General features: G+C 70.6%; 20 protein-coding genes. 11 read left to right on the top strand and 9 right to left on the bottom strand.

Annotated elements, in window-relative coordinates; genetic code table 11:
• Positions 1 to 72 precede the first annotated feature (72 nt).
• The 4 genes from BLT28_RS11975 (at position 73) to BLT28_RS42845 (ending at position 4,634) form a co-directional block, all read left to right on the top strand.
• A complete protein-coding gene (locus BLT28_RS11975) occupies positions 73 to 3,324 on the top strand; it encodes a GH92 family glycosyl hydrolase (RefSeq protein ID WP_030430682.1) in 3,252 nt (1,083 codons plus the stop codon).
• Between the two features lie 46 nt (positions 3,325 to 3,370).
• Positions 3,371 to 3,802, top strand: a complete 432-nt coding sequence (locus BLT28_RS11980; protein ID WP_231950762.1) for a DUF6098 family protein — start codon at positions 3,371 to 3,373, stop codon at positions 3,800 to 3,802.
• 195 nt (positions 3,803 to 3,997) lie between these two features.
• Positions 3,998 to 4,120 (top strand): hypothetical protein, encoded by a 123-nt coding sequence (locus BLT28_RS42515; protein WP_269459646.1) that lies wholly within the window; start codon positions 3,998 to 4,000, stop codon positions 4,118 to 4,120.
• Positions 4,121 to 4,412: 292 nt separating this feature from the next.
• Positions 4,413 to 4,634 (top strand): phosphotransferase, encoded by a 222-nt coding sequence (locus tag BLT28_RS42845; RefSeq protein WP_052407533.1) that lies wholly within the window; start codon positions 4,413 to 4,415, stop codon positions 4,632 to 4,634.
• Between the two features lie 111 nt (positions 4,635 to 4,745).
• Here BLT28_RS42845 and BLT28_RS11995 read toward each other — a convergent pair whose 3' ends face one another.
• The 3 genes from BLT28_RS11995 to BLT28_RS12005 form a co-directional block, all read right to left on the bottom strand.
• Positions 4,746 to 5,153: a nuclear transport factor 2 family protein gene (locus tag BLT28_RS11995; RefSeq protein ID WP_030430680.1), complete on the bottom strand. Its 408-nt coding sequence runs from the start codon at positions 5,151 to 5,153 to the stop codon at positions 4,746 to 4,748.
• A gap of 122 nt (positions 5,154 to 5,275) precedes the next feature.
• A complete protein-coding gene (locus BLT28_RS12000) occupies positions 5,276 to 5,503 on the bottom strand; it encodes an alpha/beta hydrolase (protein ID WP_030430679.1) in 228 nt (75 codons plus the stop codon).
• Between the two features lie 132 nt (positions 5,504 to 5,635).
• Positions 5,636 to 8,560, bottom strand: coding sequence for an AfsR/SARP family transcriptional regulator (locus tag BLT28_RS12005; RefSeq protein ID WP_043812300.1), 2,925 nt, complete (start codon positions 8,558 to 8,560; stop codon positions 5,636 to 5,638).
• 99 nt (positions 8,561 to 8,659) lie between these two features.
• Between BLT28_RS12005 and BLT28_RS12010 the strand changes: the two genes are divergently transcribed.
• The 4 genes from BLT28_RS12010 to murJ are packed head-to-tail and all read left to right on the top strand — an operon-like array spanning position 8,660 to position 12,596.
• Positions 8,660 to 9,346, top strand: a complete 687-nt coding sequence (locus BLT28_RS12010) for a hypothetical protein (protein ID WP_156051128.1) — start codon at positions 8,660 to 8,662, stop codon at positions 9,344 to 9,346.
• A 15-nt stretch (positions 9,347 to 9,361) separates the two neighbouring features.
• Positions 9,362 to 10,663: an outer membrane protein assembly factor BamB family protein gene (locus BLT28_RS12015; protein WP_030430676.1), complete on the top strand. Its 1,302-nt coding sequence runs from the start codon at positions 9,362 to 9,364 to the stop codon at positions 10,661 to 10,663.
• Positions 10,664 to 10,674: 11 nt separating this feature from the next.
• On the top strand, positions 10,675 to 11,037 hold the full coding sequence (locus tag BLT28_RS12020; RefSeq protein WP_052407532.1) for an SMI1/KNR4 family protein: 363 nt from the start codon (positions 10,675 to 10,677) through the stop codon (positions 11,035 to 11,037).
• Entirely contained in the window at positions 11,034 to 12,596 is a 1,563-nt protein-coding gene (gene murJ, locus BLT28_RS12025) for a murein biosynthesis integral membrane protein MurJ (protein ID WP_030430674.1), read from the top strand. Before BLT28_RS12020 ends, murJ begins: the two co-directional genes overlap by 4 nt.
• Here murJ and BLT28_RS12030 read toward each other — a convergent pair.
• Positions 12,580 to 13,437: an alpha/beta fold hydrolase gene (locus BLT28_RS12030; RefSeq protein WP_030430673.1), complete on the bottom strand. Its 858-nt coding sequence runs from the start codon at positions 13,435 to 13,437 to the stop codon at positions 12,580 to 12,582. The two genes, murJ and BLT28_RS12030, sit on opposite strands and share 17 nt — an antisense overlap.
• An 80-nt stretch (positions 13,438 to 13,517) precedes the next feature.
• Between BLT28_RS12030 and BLT28_RS12035 the strand changes: the two genes are divergently transcribed.
• Genes BLT28_RS12035 through BLT28_RS12045 form a run of 3 tightly spaced genes read left to right on the top strand, consistent with a single transcriptional unit; the run spans position 13,518 to position 16,065 of the window.
• Positions 13,518 to 13,955, top strand: a complete 438-nt coding sequence (locus tag BLT28_RS12035; RefSeq protein ID WP_030430672.1) for an SRPBCC family protein — start codon at positions 13,518 to 13,520, stop codon at positions 13,953 to 13,955.
• Positions 13,943 to 14,800: an MBL fold metallo-hydrolase gene (locus BLT28_RS12040; protein WP_030430671.1), complete on the top strand. Its 858-nt coding sequence runs from the start codon at positions 13,943 to 13,945 to the stop codon at positions 14,798 to 14,800. The genes BLT28_RS12035 and BLT28_RS12040 overlap by 13 nt, the downstream gene beginning before the upstream one ends.
• Entirely contained in the window at positions 14,797 to 16,065 is a 1,269-nt protein-coding gene (locus tag BLT28_RS12045) for a carboxylesterase/lipase family protein (RefSeq protein ID WP_052407530.1), read from the top strand. Before BLT28_RS12040 ends, BLT28_RS12045 begins: the two co-directional genes overlap by 4 nt.
• Here BLT28_RS12045 and BLT28_RS12050 read toward each other — a convergent pair.
• From BLT28_RS12050 to BLT28_RS12070, 5 genes are read right to left on the bottom strand one after another with little or no spacing between them, the layout of a single operon-like run.
• Entirely contained in the window at positions 16,022 to 16,471 is a 450-nt protein-coding gene (locus BLT28_RS12050; RefSeq protein ID WP_030430669.1) for a carboxymuconolactone decarboxylase family protein, read from the bottom strand. The genes BLT28_RS12045 and BLT28_RS12050 overlap by 44 nt on opposite strands.
• On the bottom strand, positions 16,472 to 17,350 hold the full coding sequence (gene sigJ / locus BLT28_RS12055) for an RNA polymerase sigma factor SigJ (protein ID WP_211256740.1): 879 nt from the start codon (positions 17,348 to 17,350) through the stop codon (positions 16,472 to 16,474). It abuts the gene before it with no gap.
• A 4-nt stretch (positions 17,351 to 17,354) separates the two neighbouring features.
• Positions 17,355 to 18,275, bottom strand: a complete 921-nt coding sequence (locus BLT28_RS12060; RefSeq protein ID WP_197684021.1) for a DMT family transporter — start codon at positions 18,273 to 18,275, stop codon at positions 17,355 to 17,357.
• A gap of 35 nt (positions 18,276 to 18,310) precedes the next feature.
• Positions 18,311 to 18,772, bottom strand: a complete 462-nt coding sequence (locus BLT28_RS12065; RefSeq protein WP_030430666.1) for a DUF1203 domain-containing protein — start codon at positions 18,770 to 18,772, stop codon at positions 18,311 to 18,313.
• A 49-nt stretch (positions 18,773 to 18,821) separates the two neighbouring features.
• A complete protein-coding gene (locus tag BLT28_RS12070) occupies positions 18,822 to 19,463 on the bottom strand; it encodes a TetR/AcrR family transcriptional regulator (RefSeq protein ID WP_030430665.1) in 642 nt (213 codons plus the stop codon).
• Positions 19,464 to 19,485 lie beyond the last annotated feature (22 nt).

Consider the following 19,485-nt stretch of genomic DNA (forward strand, 5'->3'; position numbering starts at 1 on the left):
CAGCGAAAAGCTTCCCTTGATGTAGTCCGACCACGTCTCCGGACAACGTTGTCATCGAGGAGGTACGCCCACATGTGGCCTTCCAGTAGGCGATTCGTGGCCGGAACGGCAGCCGGACTGCTGCTCGCCGGACTGCTCACGGGGACAGCGCACGCCGCTCCGCCGGTCGACGGCGTCGAGCTGGTGAACCCCTTCATCGGCACGAAGAACTTCGGCAACACCTTCCCCGGCGCGAGCGCGCCCTTCGGCATGGTGCAGGTCAGCCCGGACACCGGGGGCCAGGGCGGCTACGACTACGAGCAGGACTCGATCTACGGCTTCAGCCAGACCCACCTCTCCGGCGTGGGCTGCGGTGTCATGGGCGAGCTGCCGATGATGCCCACCACGGGCGCGGTGACCACGGTCGACCACAACGCCTACAAGTCGAAGTACTCGCACTCCGACGAGGAGGCCACGCCCGGCTACTACCGCGTGGGGCTGTCGAAGTACGGCGTCGACGCGGAGCTGACCGCGACGCCGCGCACCGGCTGGCAGCGCTACACCTTCCCCGCGACGGGCGAGGCGAACGTCCTGTTCAACACGGGCAAGGCGAACCAGACCGTCTACGACTCCGAGATCCACATCGTCGGTGACCGCACGATCGAGGGCCGCGTGCTCGCGGGCGGCTTCTGCGCGGGCCGCGACAAGCACACCGTGCACTTCACCGCGACGTTCGACCGGCCGTTCGCCGCGCACGGCACGTGGCGCGGCTCGACGATCACCCCGGGCAGCCGCGACGCGGCGGGCAGCGGCGGCAACGGCGGCTGGGTGAGCTTCGACGCGAAGACCGATCGCGACGTGGTGGTCAAGGTCGGCCTGTCCTACACGGGCATAGAGGGCGCGCGGAAGAACCTGCTCGCGGAGACGGCTGATTCCTACGACTTCGACGCCACGCGCGCGAAGTTGCGCCAGGCGTGGGTGGAGAAGCTGGGCGCCATCAAGGTGAGCGGCGGTTCCACGGAGCGACTGCGCGCGTTCTACACCTCGCTCTACCACGCGCAGATGCACCCGAACCTGGCCGGTGACGTGGACGGCCGCTACATCGGCTTCGACAACAAGGTGCACATCGCGACCGGCTACACGCCGTACCAGAACTTCTCGTTGTGGGACACCTATAGGCCGCAGAACCAGCTGTTGCAAATCATCGAGCCGCAGGTGGCGCGCGACGTCGCGTTGTCCGTGCTCGCGATCGGCCGCGACGGTGGTTGGTTGCCGCGGTGGGCGCTCGCGGGCAGCGAAACCAACATCATGACCGGTGACCCCGTGGTTCCGTTCCTGGTGGAGGCGTGGTCCAAGGGCTTGCTCGCCGGCCACGAGGCCGAGGCGTACGCGTTGATGAAGACCAACGCGACGACCACTCCCCCGGCGAGTTCGCCTTATAACGGACGATCCGGCGTGGAGTACTACAAGAAGCGCGGTTACATCCCGTCCGGCCTCAAGCTCGGCACGGACTGCGCGCACAAGGGCGGCGACAACGACTGCGTGCACCCGGCTTCGGCGACCATGGAGTACGCCGCCGCGGACGCGTCGCTCGCGCTCATGGCGGAGAAGCTGGGGCACCGCGAGGACGCGCGCATGTTCGCCGAGCGCGGCCAGTGGTACCGCAACCTGTGGGACTCCTCGATCAACCAGTTCCGCCCGCGCACCGTCGACGGCACATGGATGACGCCGTACAACCCGGTCGACGCGGGGCACCAGTTCCACGAGGGCGGCGCGCACCAATACCAGTGGCTTGTCCCCCAGGACCCCGCGGGGCTCGTGGAGCTGATGGGTGGGCGCAAGGCCACTGAGAAGCGGCTCGACGATTTCTTCGCCTACGACAACCTGCTGGCCGATCCCGCGGGCACAGTGCGCAAGGACTGGATCACCAAGCCTTACGACTACTACGGCAAACCGACGTACAACCCGAACAACGAGCCCGATCTGCACGCGCCGTACATGTACCTGTGGGCGGGCGCCCCGGCGAAGACCGCGACCGTCGTGCGCGCGGCGATGACGTTGTTCACCACGGGTCCGGACGGTATGACCGGCAACGACGACCTGGGCACGATGTCGGCGTGGTACGTGTTCTCCTCGCTCGGCCTGTACCCGACGATGAACGGCGCGACGTTCCTCGCGATGTCCAGCCCGCAGTTCGAGTCCGCAACCATCCGGATTGGACAGTTCGGCTCGCAGGGCGGCACGCTGACGATCACCGCACCGGGTGCCAGCGACGCGAAGCGCTACATCCGCAGCGTGGCGTTGAACGGCCGTGACGTCCGGCAGACGTGGGTGGACTGGAACGCCATCGCGCGCGGAGGGAACCTCGCGCACACGTTGGACACCAAGCCGTCGCAGTGGGGCACCGGCCCCGGCGCCGAGCCGCCTTCGGTGAACCGCGCGCAGCGTGATTCCCGTCGTCACCTCGACGCTTCGCTGCGGGACCGGGTCATCGCGACCCCCATCGGCACGACCGACCTCACCGTCAACCTCGACGTGCTGGGCCAGTCCCCGGGCGTGCTCCCGGTCCTCGTCCAGCCCACCGTGCCCGCCGGCTGGCAGGTCTCGCACCAGCCACCGTTGATCATCCGGTCCTTCACGCTGCCCCGCCAGGAGACCGTGCCGCTTCGCCTCCGGATTCCCGCAGGTGTCTCTGAGGGCACTTATCCCTTGCAGGTCAAGGTTTCCGCGCCTGGCGTCGAGCCGGTCACGCGCTCGGTCTCTCTTGAGCTGCGTCCAGCTCCCACGTGTGTGTCCACTGTGTCCGGTCAATGCGCCGTGGACCTCTCACGGGACCTCAACCACGACGGCACGGCCACCGTCGCCCAGTCCTCGGAGGGCAACTTCGACGGCAGTGGCTGGAGCTACGACGCCGCCCTGCTCCCCGCCCAAGGACCGGTCACGTGGGGCGGTGTCACCTACGCGGCTCCGTCCGCCCAGGGCACCGCGCCGAACTTCGTCGAGGCGCGTGGGCAGACGCTGCTCCTGCCGTCCGGCAACCACGGCCGCCTGAGCGTGGTGTTCGCTTCGCACAGCGGTCCCGTCTCGGCCGGGGTGACCGTGCACTTCACCGACGGGACCTCGACCGAGGCCACCGTCGCGGTCGGCGACTGGGCCGGCTCGACCCCGGCCGGGAGCACCGTCGCGCTCGCCATGCCCCACCGGATCAAGGCGGGCTCCGGAGTGGACGGACCGCCGGTGAAGCTGTTCGCGAGCTCTCTCCCGGTGACCAAACCGATCCGCTCCCTTTCACTGCCGAATGATCCTCGGGTGGAGATCTACGCGCTCACCCTCCTCCCGGCATAGGTCAGGGATGGAGGGGAACTCCCGCGAGGTGTCTCCCGTCCTTCCGGTGCTCAGGACGCTCGACGAGCTGGTCGCGCTCGTCGAGCGTTCCGACGCGGAGCTGTACGTCCGCTGGTCGAAAGGCCCCGACGCCGACGCCGCCCAACGCAGCCGCGACGCCCTGACCGGGATCGAGCTGCCCGGCCTGTCCGCCAACCCCCTCCGCGTCGAATCGTGGTGGGGAGATCGGCCACTGCGCCTGTGGCTGGCCCGGCGGCTCTACGACTACCGGCACCTGCGAGACCGGCGAGGACCGGGTGTGCACGCGTGGGTGCTCGAAGGTGAGGAACGCGGGCGTGGGCCGGACAACGAGCCTCTTGTGCGTTGTCGGCGGGCTGTTGCTTGGATTGCTGACGAGGTGCATGAGGTTTGCACTCGGATGGTGGAGGAGCAGGATTCCGCGGAATGGGGGCCGTTGGATCGGGGTGGTTTTCGGTGAGGCTTGCAGGTCGCGCCGGTACCAGCGTGGGTCGACTTGACCTGGGGCCCCTTGCGCGTGCCGAAGCTATCCGACGTGCACGGCGATCGGATGCCAACAGCCCGCCCACCGCTGCGGTCTTCACCATTGCTGTCCGTTCGACAGCACGAACACGTCGGTGCGGATCCGTGGCCGAAGTGCAGGCACCACCACCGCGTGAAGCACGAGTCCAACTGGACGTGCGAGAACCCGCCGGACGGACGGCACGTCTGGACCACGCCCAGGGGCAAGGTCTACGAGACGGAACTGGAGCCCATCAGCCGGGCAGAAAGCGTTTGACGACCACGACGTCTGGCGGTCGGATGACGCGCCGTGAGCACAGGGCAGATGCACTCCGGCGTGCATCCCATCGACGATGACCTCGTGCGTGGGCTGATCGCGGCGCAGTTCCCGCAGTGGGCCGGGCTGGCGGCGGAGCGGTGGCCATCAGGTGGCACGGTCAACGCCGTGTACCGGCTGGGCGGGGACATGGTCGTCAGGCTGCCGTTGGTGGAGAGCGGGGCCGATGACGTTGCGCTGGAACAAGAGTGGCTGCCAGGAAAGCACCCCGGAGCGAGGACGCTGCGCGAGCATGCCGAGGGTGCCGAAGGCTTACCGGGGTGGGCCGCTGGCCCTGCTGGACGCGTCGACGCGGCAGGCGATCGAGCAGCTGCACGGAATCCCGGAGGAGGGCGTCGACTGCGATGCGGTGGCCGAGGTGTGGGACGAAGCGCTGCGAACACCGGGTTGGGACGAAAGGCCGGTGTGGCTGCACGGTGACTTGATGCCGGGAAACCTGCTGGTGGAATCGTGAGCGGGGACGGACGCTTTCGCAGGCCCTGATCGCGCTGCCGTACTACCGGAAGACGAACCCGTTGATGGCGGACAACGCTCGGCACGTGATCCGGACGGTGCTGGAAGAACGTCAGCGAGCCACGGCGTCCGGCGCGAAGTAGTCGCGCAGGAGGGCGATCTTGCCGTCGCGGAGCCGGAAGATCTGCACGAGCGACATGGTGGACGGGCCGCTCGCGGACGTGAACGCCGTGTCGATCTCGACGATGAACACGTCGGGATCCGCAGTGGCGTGCACCTCGTACCGGGAGTTCGGGACGTCGACCTGGCGTTCGGTGTCGGCGGGACGACGGTAGTACGCGGTGAGCTGGTCCCGGATCTCGTCGCGGCCTTGCATACACGTCGGAAAGGCGCTTCCCGGCGGTACCAGGGGTGCCTCGAGCACGCCGTCAGCGGTGAAGAATCCGGCCACCGCATCGGCGTCCTGGCTGAGCGTGGCCCAGAGGTAGCGCTTGTACAGGTCGTGGTGAGGCGTGGACATACGTCAATTGTCGGTCGATCACGCACCTAGCCGCGCGGGTCCAGCCCGAAAGTGCAGCCGTCAACCGGGAACACCCGCGCCTGAAGTGGGCAACCCCGCACGGGGAGCTTTCACACCTTCGGCTACGGGCGGCACACGGTGTCGGCCGGGGGTTGCTTCAAGTCGATGAAGTACCGGTGGGCGTGGTCGATCACGCACTTGTTGCCCATGGTGATGTACAAGGCGTGCCCGTGGCCGTCGTACCGGATCGCGGAGGAGCCGGGGACGCGCTGCATGAGGTCGGCGGTCTCCTGGAAGCCTTCGCTGGCCGTGCCCGCACCGAGCAGAGGCGGCAGCTTGTGCGTGGGCAACGGCGTCCGCGGATTGGCCTCGGCAGCTCTGTTCGCGACTGGGCGGTCCTGGGCGCGACGCCGACGAGGTTGAACCGCTCGCGCAGCCCGGCGAGAGGACGAAGACGGCGGCATAGCCCCGCCCGAGGGAACCTACGCGGTATTGCTGTTCTGCCGCGCTTCGACCGCCCCGATGGTGCTGAGCGCGACGTGTGCCTCCGCGCGGACCGCCGCGGCCTCGTCGGCGCGCCCGGTCGCGGCGAGCAGTGCGGCGAGGCCGAGCCGCGCCTTGCCGGTCCACCGCGGATCGCCCAGCGCCTGGAAGGTGGACAACGCGCGCTGGATGTGGCGGATCCCTTCGGCGCGCGAGGCGTGGAGTTCCCCGTACAGGACTTCCGTGCACGCGGCGCCGTGGGTGTCGAGGGTGCGGGCGTACAGCTCCCGGCTGCGGTCGCAGCACGTGCGCGCGGCGGTGGTGTCACCGAGCCGGAGGTGGGTGTGGGCGAGGCTGCGCCACGCCATCGCCTCCCTGCGCACCTCGCCGAGCGAGTGGAAGATCTCCCGAGCGGTGCCGACCAGCCGCAGCGCGGTCTCGTGGTCGCCGAGTTCCCGCTTCACCACACCGAGCTCGCGCAGGCTCGCCGCCTCCCAGCGGTCGTCGCCGAGCAACGCGAACTCGTCGACGGCGGCGCGCAGGAGCTCCTCGGCCCGAGCCCAGTCGCCCCGGTAGCGGTGCAGGATGCCGAGTTCCCGCCGCGCGTAGGCCACCCAGTTCGGTTCGTCCATTGTGGACAAACGGTCGAGGCACGCGTGCAGGCTCCGCTCCGAGTCCGCGTAGCACCCGACGAACCGCAGGCCCACCGCGACGGCCAAGGACGTCACCATCTCCAGCCGGGGGTCGTCGGCTCCCGGGAGCACGGAGAGGCACTGCGCGAAGTACCGCCGCGCGGGTTCGAGGTCGTGCCGCTCCCGCGCGGCGAGCCCGAGGCCGAAATAGGCGTACGCCGACCAGTAGTCGCTGCCCAGCTCGTTGGCGGCGGCGACGCTGAGCTTGGCCACGGTGACGAGCTCGTCCCACCGCCCGCGCAGTTCCAGGTAGGCCGCGAGCGTCGCCGACAGCCGGCACGTCGTGAGGTGCCTGCCCTGTTCGGAAGCCAGTTCCACGGCGCGGAGGAGGCAGTGCAGTTCCTCGTCGAACCACCGCGGCGCGTTCCGCGCTGCGTGCTCGGCCAACGCCTCGATCTCGGTGGCCGGGCGCGGGAGCGCGAGCCGGTGCAGTCCGCCGAACGGGAGCGCGACGTCGGCTCCGCGGGCCACGTGGAGGTAGGCGTCGAAGATCCGGTCGAACACCGCTTTCCGTTCCGCCGCAGTGGTTTCCGCGGCCGCGCGTTCCTCGGCGAGCAGCCGGATCAGGTCGTGGAAGCGGTAGCGCGAGCCCGCCTCGACGAGGTTGGCCTCGACCAGGTCGTCCAGCAGCCGCTCCGCGGTGCGCCCGTCCACGTCGAGCGCGGCCGCGGCGGCCCAGCCGGGGAAGTCGGGGCCGGGGAGCAGGGCGAGCAGGCGGAAGGCGCGGCGCTGGTCGGGGCTGAGCCGCTCGTAGCTGACCAGGAACCCGGCCCGCACCTCCCGGTCCCCCGCCACCAGCTCGTCGAGCCGGTGCCGCTCGTCCTCCAGCCGCGCCGCGAGCGTGGCCACGTCCAGGTGCGGCCGGGTGCGCAGCTTGGTGCCGATGATCCGGATCGCCAGCGGCAGGTGCCCGCACGAGCTGACGATCCGCCGTGCCGCCGGGGGATCGAGGTGCGCGGCGTCGGCGATGTCGCCCAGCAGCCGCAGCGCGTCGGCGGGGTCGAGCGGGTCGAGCTGGACGCGCAGGCTGGCGTCCAGCCCGGTCAGCCGCCGCCGGGACGTGATGACCACGCCGCACCGGGGGCTGCCCGGCAGCAACGGCCGCACCTGGGCGTCACCCGCCGCGTTGTCCAGCACCACCAGGACGCGCCTGTCGGAGATCCGGTCGCGGAACAGCGCCGCGCGCTCGGCCGTCGCCGGCGGGACGTCGACCCCGGGGACGCCGAGGTCGCGCAGGAACCTCGCCAGGACCTCACCGGGATCGAGCGGGTGCGCGGTGCCCCCGGAGAGGTCCACGAACAGCTGCCCGTCCGGGTAGCGGCTCGCCAGCCGGTGCGCGGCGGCCACGGCGAACGCGCTCTTGCCGACGCCGGGCGGCCCGGAGACGGTCACCACGGCCAGCCGGTCCCGCTCGGCGGCGAGCAGCCCGATGACGTCCCGCAGCTCCGCCTCCCGCCCGGTCAGGTGATCGGCCTCGGACGGGAGCTGGCGCAGGGGACCTCGACCGGGCCGATACCGGGCACCGGCGATCTCGGCGTGCAGCTGCCGCAGGCGCGGGCCCGGCGACACGTTCAGCTCGCGCTCCAGCAAGGCGCGGACCTCGTGGAAGGCGGCCAGCGCGTCGGCGCGGCGACCGGATCGGTGCAACGCGCCCATCAAGTGCTCCCACAGCCGCTCGCGCAGCGGGTGGATCGCGGTGAGCCGCCGCAGCTCCCCGACGACCTCGGCGTGCTCCCCCAGCTCGAAGCGCACCCGCACGTAGTCGTCGACGACCGCGTGGTGCCGCTCCTCCAGCCGGGCCAGCTCGGCGACCAGCGCCGGCCCGGCGGCCAGGCCCTCCAGCGGTCGTCCGCGCCACAGGGCGAGCGCCTGGCCCAGCAGGTCGGCGGCGGTCCGGCCGTCCGCCTCCCGCGCCCGCTCGACCAGCCGGTCGAAGCGCGCCAGGTCCAGTTCGCCCGCGTCCACGCGCAGCAGGTAGCCACCCGGGCGGGTGATCAGCCGCGCGCCGTCGTCACCGAGCCGACGCCGCAGCCCCGACACGTAGGAGCGCAGGTTCGACTCCGGGGTCGCCGGTGGGGACACCCACGCCGCGTCGACGAGGAACTCGGGCGTCGCGAGCGCGTTCGCGCGCATCAGCAGGGCCGCCAGCACCGCGCGCTGGCGCGGCCCTCCCGGCTCGACGACCTGCCCCCTCGCGCGGACTTCCATCGGCCCCAGGACCAGGAACTCCACCCGCCGAGTATCCCAGCCGCCCAACGCGAAGCGGCTTCTGGGCGCGATTTGGGCGAACGGTCCTCGATCATGCGCGGACCGAGGAGCGCAGGGGGACACGTGAAGCGAACAGGACTCGCCTTCCTGGCATTGCTGTGCACGGCGGCGTGCGCAGGCGGAGGGGACCCCGGGGCGGGAACGCCGACAGGGGCCGAGCCGGCGGCGGAGCGACCGGCCACCGCGGACGTCGTGGTCAAGGAGACCGGGCAGCTCGGCGGCTACGTCTACGCCCTCGTGGAGAACCGCGAGGACCGCGAGGTCCGGGCCCGGGTGAAGTTCACCGGCCACACCGCCTCCGGCTCCACCGAGGAACTCGCCAAGGCGGACCACGAGAACAACGCCGACTACCTGGCGCCGGGCAGTACGGGCCCGATCATCACCATGGGCGGGGGCTCGACCACGTTCACCCGGATCGAGGCGGTGATCGAGGTGCTGCCGGACCGCAGTCCGAAACACGGTCCCGGTTCCTTCGAGGCGCGCGTGACGAAGATCGGCGGGGGCAGCTTCTCCAAGGAGGCCACCGTCTCGATCAAGAACCTGTACCCGGAGCCGGTGCGGAGCGCGGTGGTGGGCCTGCTCTGCAAGAACAGCGCGGGCAAGCCGGTCGCCGCGTCCTCCACGCAGTTCAGCGCCGCGGCCGGGGCCGTCAAGGACGTCAGGATGTCCTTGTCGGGCCAAAGCGCCCTGGACGTCGCGAGCTGCGAAGCGTTCCCGCGGATCAAGAGCTACACCGAATTCGGCAACTGAGCGGGGAGAGGTCCCTTGTCGTCACTGAAGTACTCCTGCGGCCTGGCCGCACTGGCACTGGCCGTGAGCGCGTGCGGAACACCGGCGCTTCCGGAGGCCGCGAAGTCCAGCGAGGCCGCGCCGACGAGCACGGTCCCCCCGGCGAAGACCGCCGATCCGCCCACGGTCTTCGACACGGCCGCCGCGGTCCCGTTGCCGCGCTCGATGGCGCAGACGAACATCGGCGGTGGTGTCACCTCGAAGTACACCACCCTGAACAAGCGGACCGCCTACACGGTGACCCCGGTCGAGCTGAACGCGGTCGACGTCCTCACCGGCGAGCAGAAGTGGGTCGCCCGGCTCGACGGTGTGCCCGCCGACCCGAACTTCCGTGCGGGACCGTTCGTCACGAATGCCGGTCCGCGCCCGCCGGCGGTGGACAACCGGGGCAGCCTCGTCGTCGCGGCGATGCCGACTTCGGAACCCGGTAAGGGAACCACGCCCGGATACCAGTCGCTCGCCGTCATCGCCGTCGACGCCGAGAGCGGGACCAAGCGCTGGGAGTCGAGGGTCCGCGTTCCCGACTCCATCGGCAGCACGGGCGGATCCGGGGCGATCACCAAGGTCGTCGCCGTCACCGAGACCGCGGTGGTGGCCACCTACCGCAAGGGCGAGGCGATGACCGTCGTCCTCGACGCCGCCACCGGGCGCACGTTGTGGGAGCGGCCGGAGTACGAGGCGGGCAGCGTGCACGGCGACGTGGTCGTCGGCGCGGACTCCAATGTCGCTGAGAACAAGTCCATGATCCAGGCCACGGCGCTGGCGCTGAGCGACGGGGCGCAGCGCTGGGTCGGCGCGGCCCGGTCGAGCGCCGTCACCGTGGTGCCCGCCGGTCCCGCCATGGTCGTCATCGACTCCACCAACTACGGCAGCGGTGACCCCGCGCTGCTGTTCCTCGATCCCGCCACCGGCGCGGAGCGGGGAAAGCTCACGCACAAGGGCGGATTCGGCCCGTCCGCGTACGGGAAGTGCGACTACGACCAGCAGTCTGTCGTGGTCTGCCTGGCCAACGGCCGTCTTGCCGGGTACGACGCCAGCACTGGCAAGGAGCTGTGGGCGTTGCCCGACAAGACCACCAACCGCATCGCGCCCACGATGACCATCGTGTGGCACGGCGCGCTCTACGGCAGGACCACCAACGGCCCCGTCGTGCTCGACGCCAAGACCGGTGCCGACCGCAGCGCCGAACCCGGCATCGCGCCGCACTGGGTCAGCGAGTACGTCGGGATCGGGGTCAACTCCGACGGTGTCCCCCAGGCTTACCCGGTCAAGCAATAGGATCTTCCGGCGTGGCAGGTTTCGACGCCGCCAAGGCCAGGTTCTGGGATGACGAGTTCGCCGAACCGCCCGCGACGGAAGAGCGCATCAGGACAGCCGAGCGCGAGCTGGGGGTCACCCTCCCCGAGGAGCTGACCGAGCTGTTGCGGCTGCACGACGGTGGAGGCGTTGCCGATCACTGCAACGCCTTCCCCGTCGCCGAGCGCACGAGCTGGAGCGATGACCACATCCCCTTCGAGTGCGTGATGGGCGTCGGTGAGGACGAGTCCCGGCTCTCGATGCTGGACCCCGGGGAACTACCGCCGGCCACCGACTTCCGGTCCTTCGTCGAAGGGCTCACCGCGGAGTCGGCCTACCACGGCGACGACGAGTGACCACTGTGGACAAGCGGCGGGGCACGCTGGCCAGGACCAGTGGTGCCATCGCCGTCGCGACGCTGGCCAGCCGGGTCACCGGGTTCCTCAGGAACGCCGCGGTCGTGTGGGTGCTGGGCTTGGAAGTGCTCGGCAACGCCTACACCGCGGCGAACACCTTGCCCAACCAGGTCTACGAGTTGCTCATCGGTGGTGTGCTGACCAGCGTGCTGGTCCCGGTGCTGGTGCGGGCTCACCACGACGACGCCGACCACGGCGAGGCGTACACCCAGCGGCTGCTGACCCTTGCCACCACCGCGCTGCTCGCGATCACGGCTCTCGCCGTGGTGGCCGCGCCACTGCTGATCGACGTGGTGGTCGACAACTCCACCGGCAAGGCCAATCCGGCCCTGGCCACCGCACTGGCCTATCTGCTGCTGCCGCAGATCCTCTTCTACGGACTCAGCGCGCTGCTGACCGCCGTGCTCAACACTCGCGGTGTCTTCGGCCCTGCCGCCTGGGCACCGGTGCTGAACAACGTGGTCCTGCTGGCCACCCTCGCCACCTACGCCCTGCTCCCCGGCAAACCCCTTCTCAGCCCCGCCCGGATGTCCGACCCGCACCTGCTGGTCCTCGGGATCGGCAGCACGCTCGGCGTCGTCGTGCAGGCGATCATCCTGGTCCCCGCCCTGCGGCGCTCCGGCTTCCGCTGGCACTGGCGCTGGGGTTGGGACCGCCGCTTCGGCAGCTTCGGCGCCCTCGCGGCGTGGACGGTGGCCTACGCCCTGCTGGCCCAGGTCGGGGTGGTCGCGGTCAGCAACGTCACCACCGCCCACGGTGGGCTGCTGATCTACACCACGGTCTGGCTGCTGGTCCAGCTCCCCTACGGCATCATCGGGTTCTCGCTGATCACCGCGATCCTGCCGCGGATGAGCCGCGCCTCGGCGGGCCAGAACACCACCGCCGTCATCAGGGACCTCTCGCTGGCCACCCGGCTGTGCGCGGTGGTGATGCTGCCGTCGAGCGCGCTGCTGACCGTGCTCGGCCCTCCGCTGGGCATCGCGGTCTTCTCCTACGGCAACGGCGTTTCCGAGGCCGGGCGCCTCGGGATCGCACTGGCCTTCGCCGCCTTCGGTGTGCTGCCCTACGCGCTCACCCTGATCCAGTTGCGCGTCTTCTACGCGATGAACGACGCCCGCACGCCCACCCTGATCATGCTGATCATGACCGCGCTGAAGGTCCCCCTGACGTATCTCACGCCCCACCTGCTGCCCTCCGAGCACGTGATCTACGGCGTGGTCGTCGCGAACTCGCTCACCTTCGTCATCGGCTGGGCGATCGGGCAGCTCTGGCTCCGCGTCAGGCTCGGGCCCCTCCGCGGACGGCAACTCCTCGGCACCTTCGCCAAGTCTCTGCTCGCCTCGCTGACAGCTGCCGGTGCCGCACTCGTCGTCAGCACCGCGATGCCTTCGGCATGGGCCTCACTGGCCGTTGGCGGGCTCGTCGGAGCCACTGCGGCCCTGGGCGTCCTGTTCCTGCTCAGAACCAAGGAACTCCAGGTCGTCATGCGGCGGAGGTGACCTCGACGATCGCCGGGACGACCGCGTCCCACGTCGCCGGTGGAGGCATCTCGTGCCCGACTCCGGCCAGCGGGAGCAAGGTCGCGCCCGGGATCGCCGCGGCCAACGCCTCGCCGTGCGGGAACGGGAACATCGGGTCGGCCGTCCCGTGGATCACCAGCGCCGGAACGGTGAGCGTGCCGAGCGAGTGCTCCGGAGGCGTGCTCCCACCGGTCAGGAGCCAGTGGTTGCCGCTCGACGCGACGGTGACGGAGCGGTCGACGACTCGCCCGGCCAGCTCGCGCAGCTCAGCCTCGGTGGCACCGGCCGGGCCGGAGTACGGCAGCCAGTCCGCGACGAGGTAGTCGATCACCGCGCTGCGATCGGACCAGTCCGGTGGCGCGGGCGGGGCGTCGAAGACGGCTCGCAGCCCGGGCACCATCGGCGGCAGCTCCGGCCCGCCGGGCGCGTAGAACGTCGTGGACATGACGGTGAGCGAGGCGATCCGTTCAGGACAGCGCACCGCGAGCTCCTGGGCGATGCCGCCGCCCGAGGACAGCCCGACCACGTGCGCGCGGCGCACCCGCAATGCGTCGAGCAGGCCGAGCGGGTCGTTGGTCAGGGCTTCCTCGGTGTAGGACGGATGCCCCGGCTCGTCCGTGGTCGAGCGGCCGGTGTCGCGGTGGTCGTAGCGGATGACGAACCGCCCGGCATCAGCGAGGCGGCGGCAGAACCCGTCCGCCCACCAGTCCATCGAGCACGCCGCCCCCGCGATCAGCAGCACCGCCGGATCGGCCCGGTCGCCTAACGTCTCGACGCACAGATCCACCCCGTCGACCCGCACCAGTTCCTCGTCGCCCATAACGCTCTCCCCCCGGTTTCCGCCGAGTGCAGTCACGTGACTGATACCGCCACCAGCGCGAACGCACAACAGTGGTCGGCATGGACATACCACCGATCCGGCGCCGAGCCTGGATAGCCACCAGCCCCGCCAACGCCTACGACCTCGTCGCCGACGTCTCCCGCATGGCCGAGTGGAGCCCGAACGTCGTCAAGGTCGCCTACGCGGACAACGTCGGCCCCCGCGTCGGCGCGGTGTTCACCGGGGTCAACAAGGTCGGTGATCGCGTCTGGGAGTCGACCTCGCGCGTGCTCACCGCGGAGCCGGGCAAGGAGTTCTCCTGGGAGGTCGGCGACGGAGTCGTGCGCTGGACCTATTCCTTCCACGCCAACACGGTCGTCACGGTCGACTGGCAGGTGCTGAAGCTGTTGCCCGCCTTCGGCTCCACGGAGGAGGAGCTGCGCAGGTTCCGCCGCTTCACCGCCAAGGGCATCGAGGACACCCTGATCGCACTCGCGGAGGCGCAATGCACACGATGACTTTCGGCGATGTCAGCCTGACGCGGGTCATGGAGTGGCACGGGCCGATCATGCCGCCGAGCGCGTTCGTCCCGGACAGCTCGCCCGGCGACTGGACGGAGTTCGCGCCGGACCACTGGATCGCGGAGACCGACCAGGTGCACTGCGCCCTGCAGACCTGGGTCCTCCGCAGCGGCGGGCGAACGATCCTGGTCGACACCGGCGTGGGCAACCACAAGCAACGCCCGCAGATGGCTGCGTTCCACCAGCTCAACACGCCGTTCCTGGACAACCTCGCCGCGGCGGGAGTCCGTCCGGAGGAGGTGGATGTGGTGATCAACACGCACATCCACGCCGATCACGTCGGGTGGAACACGCGGCTGGAGGGCGACGAGTGGGTCCCGACCTTCCCGAACGCCACTTACCTCGTGCCGCAACGGGATTTCACTCACTTCCACGGCAACGACCTCTTCGAGGACAGCGTCCGGCCGGTCCACGACGCCGGGCTCGTGCAGCTCTGGGACGAGTCGTACGTGATCGACGAGAACCTGCGGCTGGACCTCGCGGCCGGGCACACCCCCGGCTCCTCCGTGCTCCGTCTGGACTCCGGCGGTGAGCGAGCGGTGTTCGTCGGGGATCTGCTGCACACGGTTGTTCAGCTCATAGAGCCGGACTTCAACAGCTGCTTCTGCGAGGACGCCGAGCAGGCACGGGCCAGCAGGCGCAGCGTCCTGGAGTGGGCGGCGGACACGAACTCCCTTGTCCTGCCCGCACACTTGGCCGGTCACGGCGCAGCAGAGGTCCGCCGCGACGGCAGCAGGTTCGCCATCAAGGAATGGGCCCCGTTCGACAGGATCAGACCATGACCACCGTCCGCACGACCGGCGGCCGCGTCCGCGGCGAAGAACGGAAGGACCACACGGTCTTCCACGCCATCCCCTACGCGGCGAACACCGTGGGGCGCAGCAGGTTCACGGCTCCGATCCGTCCACAAAGGTGGCACGGCGTCCGCGACGCCACGCGTCCTGGACCGACCGCGCCCGCCCCGGACCGGAGCCGCTTCGGTGAGCTGGACATGAGCCCGGTGATGGGTCCTGGCTGGATTCGCGGCGAGGACTACCTCACCGTCACAGTGCGCACTCCGAGCATCGCCACCTCCGGGCTGCCCGTCATGGTTTTCGTGCACGGAGGCGGTTTCGTGTCCGGATCAAGCCGTGCCCCGGTGATCGACGGCTCAGCCTTCGCACGCGACGGCGTGGTGTTCGTGTCGCTGAACTACCGGCTCGGCGCGCCGGGGTGGCTGCGGCTTCCCGGCGCCCCGGACAACCGTGGCCTGCTGGACGTGCTCGCCGCGTTGGAGTGGGTGCAGGAGAACATCGCGGCGTTCGGCGGCGACCCCGGCAACGTCACGCTGTTCGGCGAGTCCGCCGGAGCGACCATTGTCGGCGCCGCGGTCGTCACCGCCCAAGAAGGGCTGTTCCACCGGGCGATCTCGCAGAGCGGCAACGGACTCGGCGCGTTCAGCACCGCTCAGGCGGATCTCGTCACGAAGGCGTTCCGGCTGGACGAGGACGCGACGGACGAACAGCTCATCAGGGCAACGCCGTTCGGAATCGACCTCACCGCGACGGGCGAGCCGGACCCGATGCGCGGGCTCCTGCCGTTCAGCCTCGTCGCGGGCACGGAGACGTTGCCGGACCAACCCGCCCACCTGGAGTCCACTGTGGACTTCATGCTGGGCACAGACACCGAGGAGGGCAACCTCTACGTCGTCCCGAACAACGGCGCACTCGATCCCCGGGACCTGACAGAGGAGCTTTTCGCGAAGGGCACGAGGACCTTCGCCGCGTCGAGGAAGTCCCACCTCTACGAGTTCGCGTGGCGGTCGGAGGCGTTCGAAGGGAAGCTCGGCGCGGCGCACGCGACCGAACTCCCCTTCGTCTTCGACACCGTCCACCTGCCCGCCCTCCGCGGCCCCAAGGCACTTCTCGGTCCGGTCGAGCCGCCACGGGAGTTGGTGGACCTGATGCACTCCACGTGGATCCGCTTCGCCGAGACCGGAGATCCCGGGTGGGACCGGATGCGGTTCAGCGGCGGCTCCGACCGGGCCCGGGAACCATCCGGAGCGTGACGCCGTAGCGGTTCCAGGCGTTGATCTGGGCGATCGCGGCGACGAGGGTGAACAGGGTCTCGGAGTCGAAGTGCTTGGCGGCGGTGTCCCAGACCTCGTCGGGGACACCGTGCTCGTCGAGCCGGGTCGCCGCTTCGGCGAGGTCGAGCGCGGCGCGTTCCTGGTCGGTGAAGAACGGGGCCTCGCGCCACACCGCGACCGCCCACAGCCGCTCGTCGGCCTCGCCGAGCTTCTTCAGGTCGTGGGAGTGCATGTCCACGCAGAACGCGCAGCCGTTCATCTGGCTGACCCGGAGCTTGACCAGCTCCAGCACGGTCTTCGGCAGCGTGCTCGACGCGAGGAACGCCTCGATCCGGCTCATCGCCTGGTAGACCGGCGTCGAGGTGATGTCGTCCGTCAGGCGCATCTAGCTCTCCTTGGTGATCAGGGTGCTCGTGCGGGCGAGCTTGGTGGGGTGCAGCACGGCGTTGATCGCGGTAATCAACCCGTCGGCCGCGGTGATCGAGTAGACGGCGACCAGCTCGTCCCCGCGCGTCATGAGCAGGCCGGTGAAGCCGTTGACCATGGCGGGGCGCAGCGCGCGGTCGGGCCACTTGGTGCGGACTCCGATCAGGAAGCGCGCCACCCGGTCCGCGCCGACCACCGGCCGCCGCGCCGCGCGCACGATCCCGCCGCCGTCGCTGTTGAGCACCACGTCGGGGTCGAGCAGCCGGAGCATCGCGTCCAGGTCACCGCCCTCGCACGCGGCGAGGAACGCGCCGACCACCTCCCGCTGCCGCACCGGGTCCGGGTCGAAGCGCGGCGACCGCTCCCGCACGTGCTTGCGCGCCCGCGAGGCGAGCTGCCGCACGGAAGCGGGGGTGCGCCCGACGACCTCGGCGATCTCGGTGAAGGGCAGGCCGAAGACCTCGTGCAGCACGAAGGCGGTGCGCTCGGCCGGGGACAGCGTCTCCAGCACGACCAGCATCGCCATGTCCACCGAGTCGGCGAGCGTGACCCGGTCCTCCGGCCCCTCCTCGGTGCTCACCACGGGTTCCGGCAGCCACGGGCCGACGTAGTCCTCTCGGCGCTTGCGGGCCGAGCGCATCACGTCGAGCGCGAGCCGCGAGACGGCCACGACCAGCCACGCGGTCACGTCGGCGACGCCCTCGGTCCGGCTCAGCCGCAGCCACGCCTCCTGCACCACGTCCTCGGCCTCACCGAGGTCGCCGATGATCCCGTACGCGATGCCGAGCAGCCTCGGCCGTTCGCGCTGAAATTCCCCTGCCGTCGATGTCACAGCCACGCCCTTAGGACGAGACAGCCCGCGCGGGTGTGACATCCCTGGTCCGGGTTCCGGCGAGGATGACCACCGCGACGCCGAGCAGCAGCAGCGCCAACCCCGGCAGCGCGGCGGGTCGCGGCACCTGGCCGAGCCAGACCCACGCGATCAGCGCGGCGCCGGGCACCTCCAGCAGGATCATCAGGCTGACCGTGGTCGCCGAGACCTTGCGCAGCGCGAAGCTGAACATGGAGTGCCCGAGCAGCTGCGCCCCGGCCACGAGCGCCAGGATCGCCAGCCACGTCGCCCCGTCGTAGCCGGTCAGCGGCACCCCGCCGACCAGGCACACCCCGAGCAGCAGCACCCCGCACACCGAGTAGCAGACGGAGGTGTACGTGGTGGTGCTGATCGTGACGCGGGCCCGCTCGCCGAGCGCGGTGTAGACCGCGGCCATCAAGCCGCCCGCCAGGGCCAGCAGGTCACCGGTGAGCGCGGCGGCGGAGACCTCGAAGTCGGCCCCGGTGGCGATGATCGCGCCCACCACGGCCAGGGAGATGCCGATCCACGTGGCCACCGGCAGTCGCCGACCTTGGAGCGAGGCGATCGCGCACTGCCACACCGGCTGCGTCGCGACGAGCGCGGTCGCGGTGGCCACGGACGTCAGCTGGACCGCGGGCATCCACGTGGAGAAGTGCACGGCGAGCGCCACCCCGGCCGCCACGCTGTACCACCCGGCGGTGCGGTGCTCGCCGCGCACGAGCCCGCGGAACTCCTCCCCGCGCCGGGCCGCGGCGAACGGGGTGAGCGCGGCGACCGCGATCGCGTTGCGCCAGAAGGCGATGGCCAGCGCGGGCGCGGCGGCGAAGGCGGTCAGCGGCCCCGAGGAGGAGACGGCGAGCACCGCGACTGCCAGGACGACCCCGGTCACGGGGTCCACACGAGAGGACACGGTGGTCCATCCTGGCACGCGGCCCGGAGCGGCCCTCAGTCCCGAGTGATGGAGAACATGTAGCAGCCGTAGGCGATGTTGCGGCTGTGGATCTCCACGACATCCGGTTCGGCCAAGATCGAAGTGATCTCGCCGATCGGGTCTGAGCCGTCGTGCACGCGCGTCGCGGGGTGGATCCAGCCCCGCTCGTCGTAGGCGCGCAACACCTGCGGCCGGGTGAGCCACTGGTCCGGATAGCCCTCCCCCGCCGGGCCGTCGCACTGCTCGGCGTGCGCGTAGACGGCGCCGATCTCGCGGTACGGGCTCACCCCGGGCAGGGGCGGCTCGTAGCCGAAGAGGATCACCTTCTCGTCCTCGCGCGCGCTCCGCAGGCAGCACCGGAGCGGACCGGTGATGCCGGTGAGGTGTTCGACGGGATTGCCGGAAGTGTCCAGATCGGTGGCGCGGACGTGGGCGAGCAGGGCGGAGTGCAGCGCGTGCACGCGGAAACCAGTCATGCCCTGAGCCTGCTGGGGCGGACGCCCGCGTTCCGGCGCTTTTCCGCCGTCACGCTCGCAGCGACGGCATCCCGGCCACGAGCGCCGCCAACGCCCGCTTGAGCGTCGGCTCGAAGGTCGGGACCATCGCCGCGATCTCCGGCTCCTGCGCGTACAGCTCGCGCATCGTCGCGGACGGGTTCGCCGCCGCGTAGAGGAGTCCGGCCAGTGCGCCCGCCGCGGTCACCAGCTCGATGCCCTCGGACTCGGTCAGCTCGGAGTGCGCGGCCACCGCGGCGCCGACCGACCGGATGATCCCGTGCAGCCCGCGCTTGAACTCCCGGGCCGCGGGCACGGAGACGTTGTGCTCCAACGTGATCGTCACCTGGCTGAGCAGGTCGCAGAACAGCGGCCGTTCGGCGACGGTCTCCACCAGCGCCTCGACCGGTCCCGCCTCGGGGATGCGGGCGAGCACCGCCTGCTCCCAGTCCCGCCAGCACTCGGCGGTGAGTTCGAGGTAGATCTCCTCGCGGGTGCCGAAGTAGCGGGTCACGTTGGACTTGGCGAAGCCGACCGCGGCCGCGACGCCAGCGAGGCTGACCGAGCGGACGCCGTCGCGGCGCGCCAGCTCACGGGCGGCGTCGAGGATCGCCGCCCGCCGTTGCTGCTTGTGCTCGGGGCGCCTGGCCCGGACGAAATCTGGCTCGGTCATCGCCGGACGACCTTACCTCCCA

It is taken from the genome of Allokutzneria albata, assembly GCF_900103775.1.
GTDB classification, from domain to species: domain Bacteria; phylum Actinomycetota; class Actinomycetes; order Mycobacteriales; family Pseudonocardiaceae; genus Allokutzneria; species Allokutzneria albata.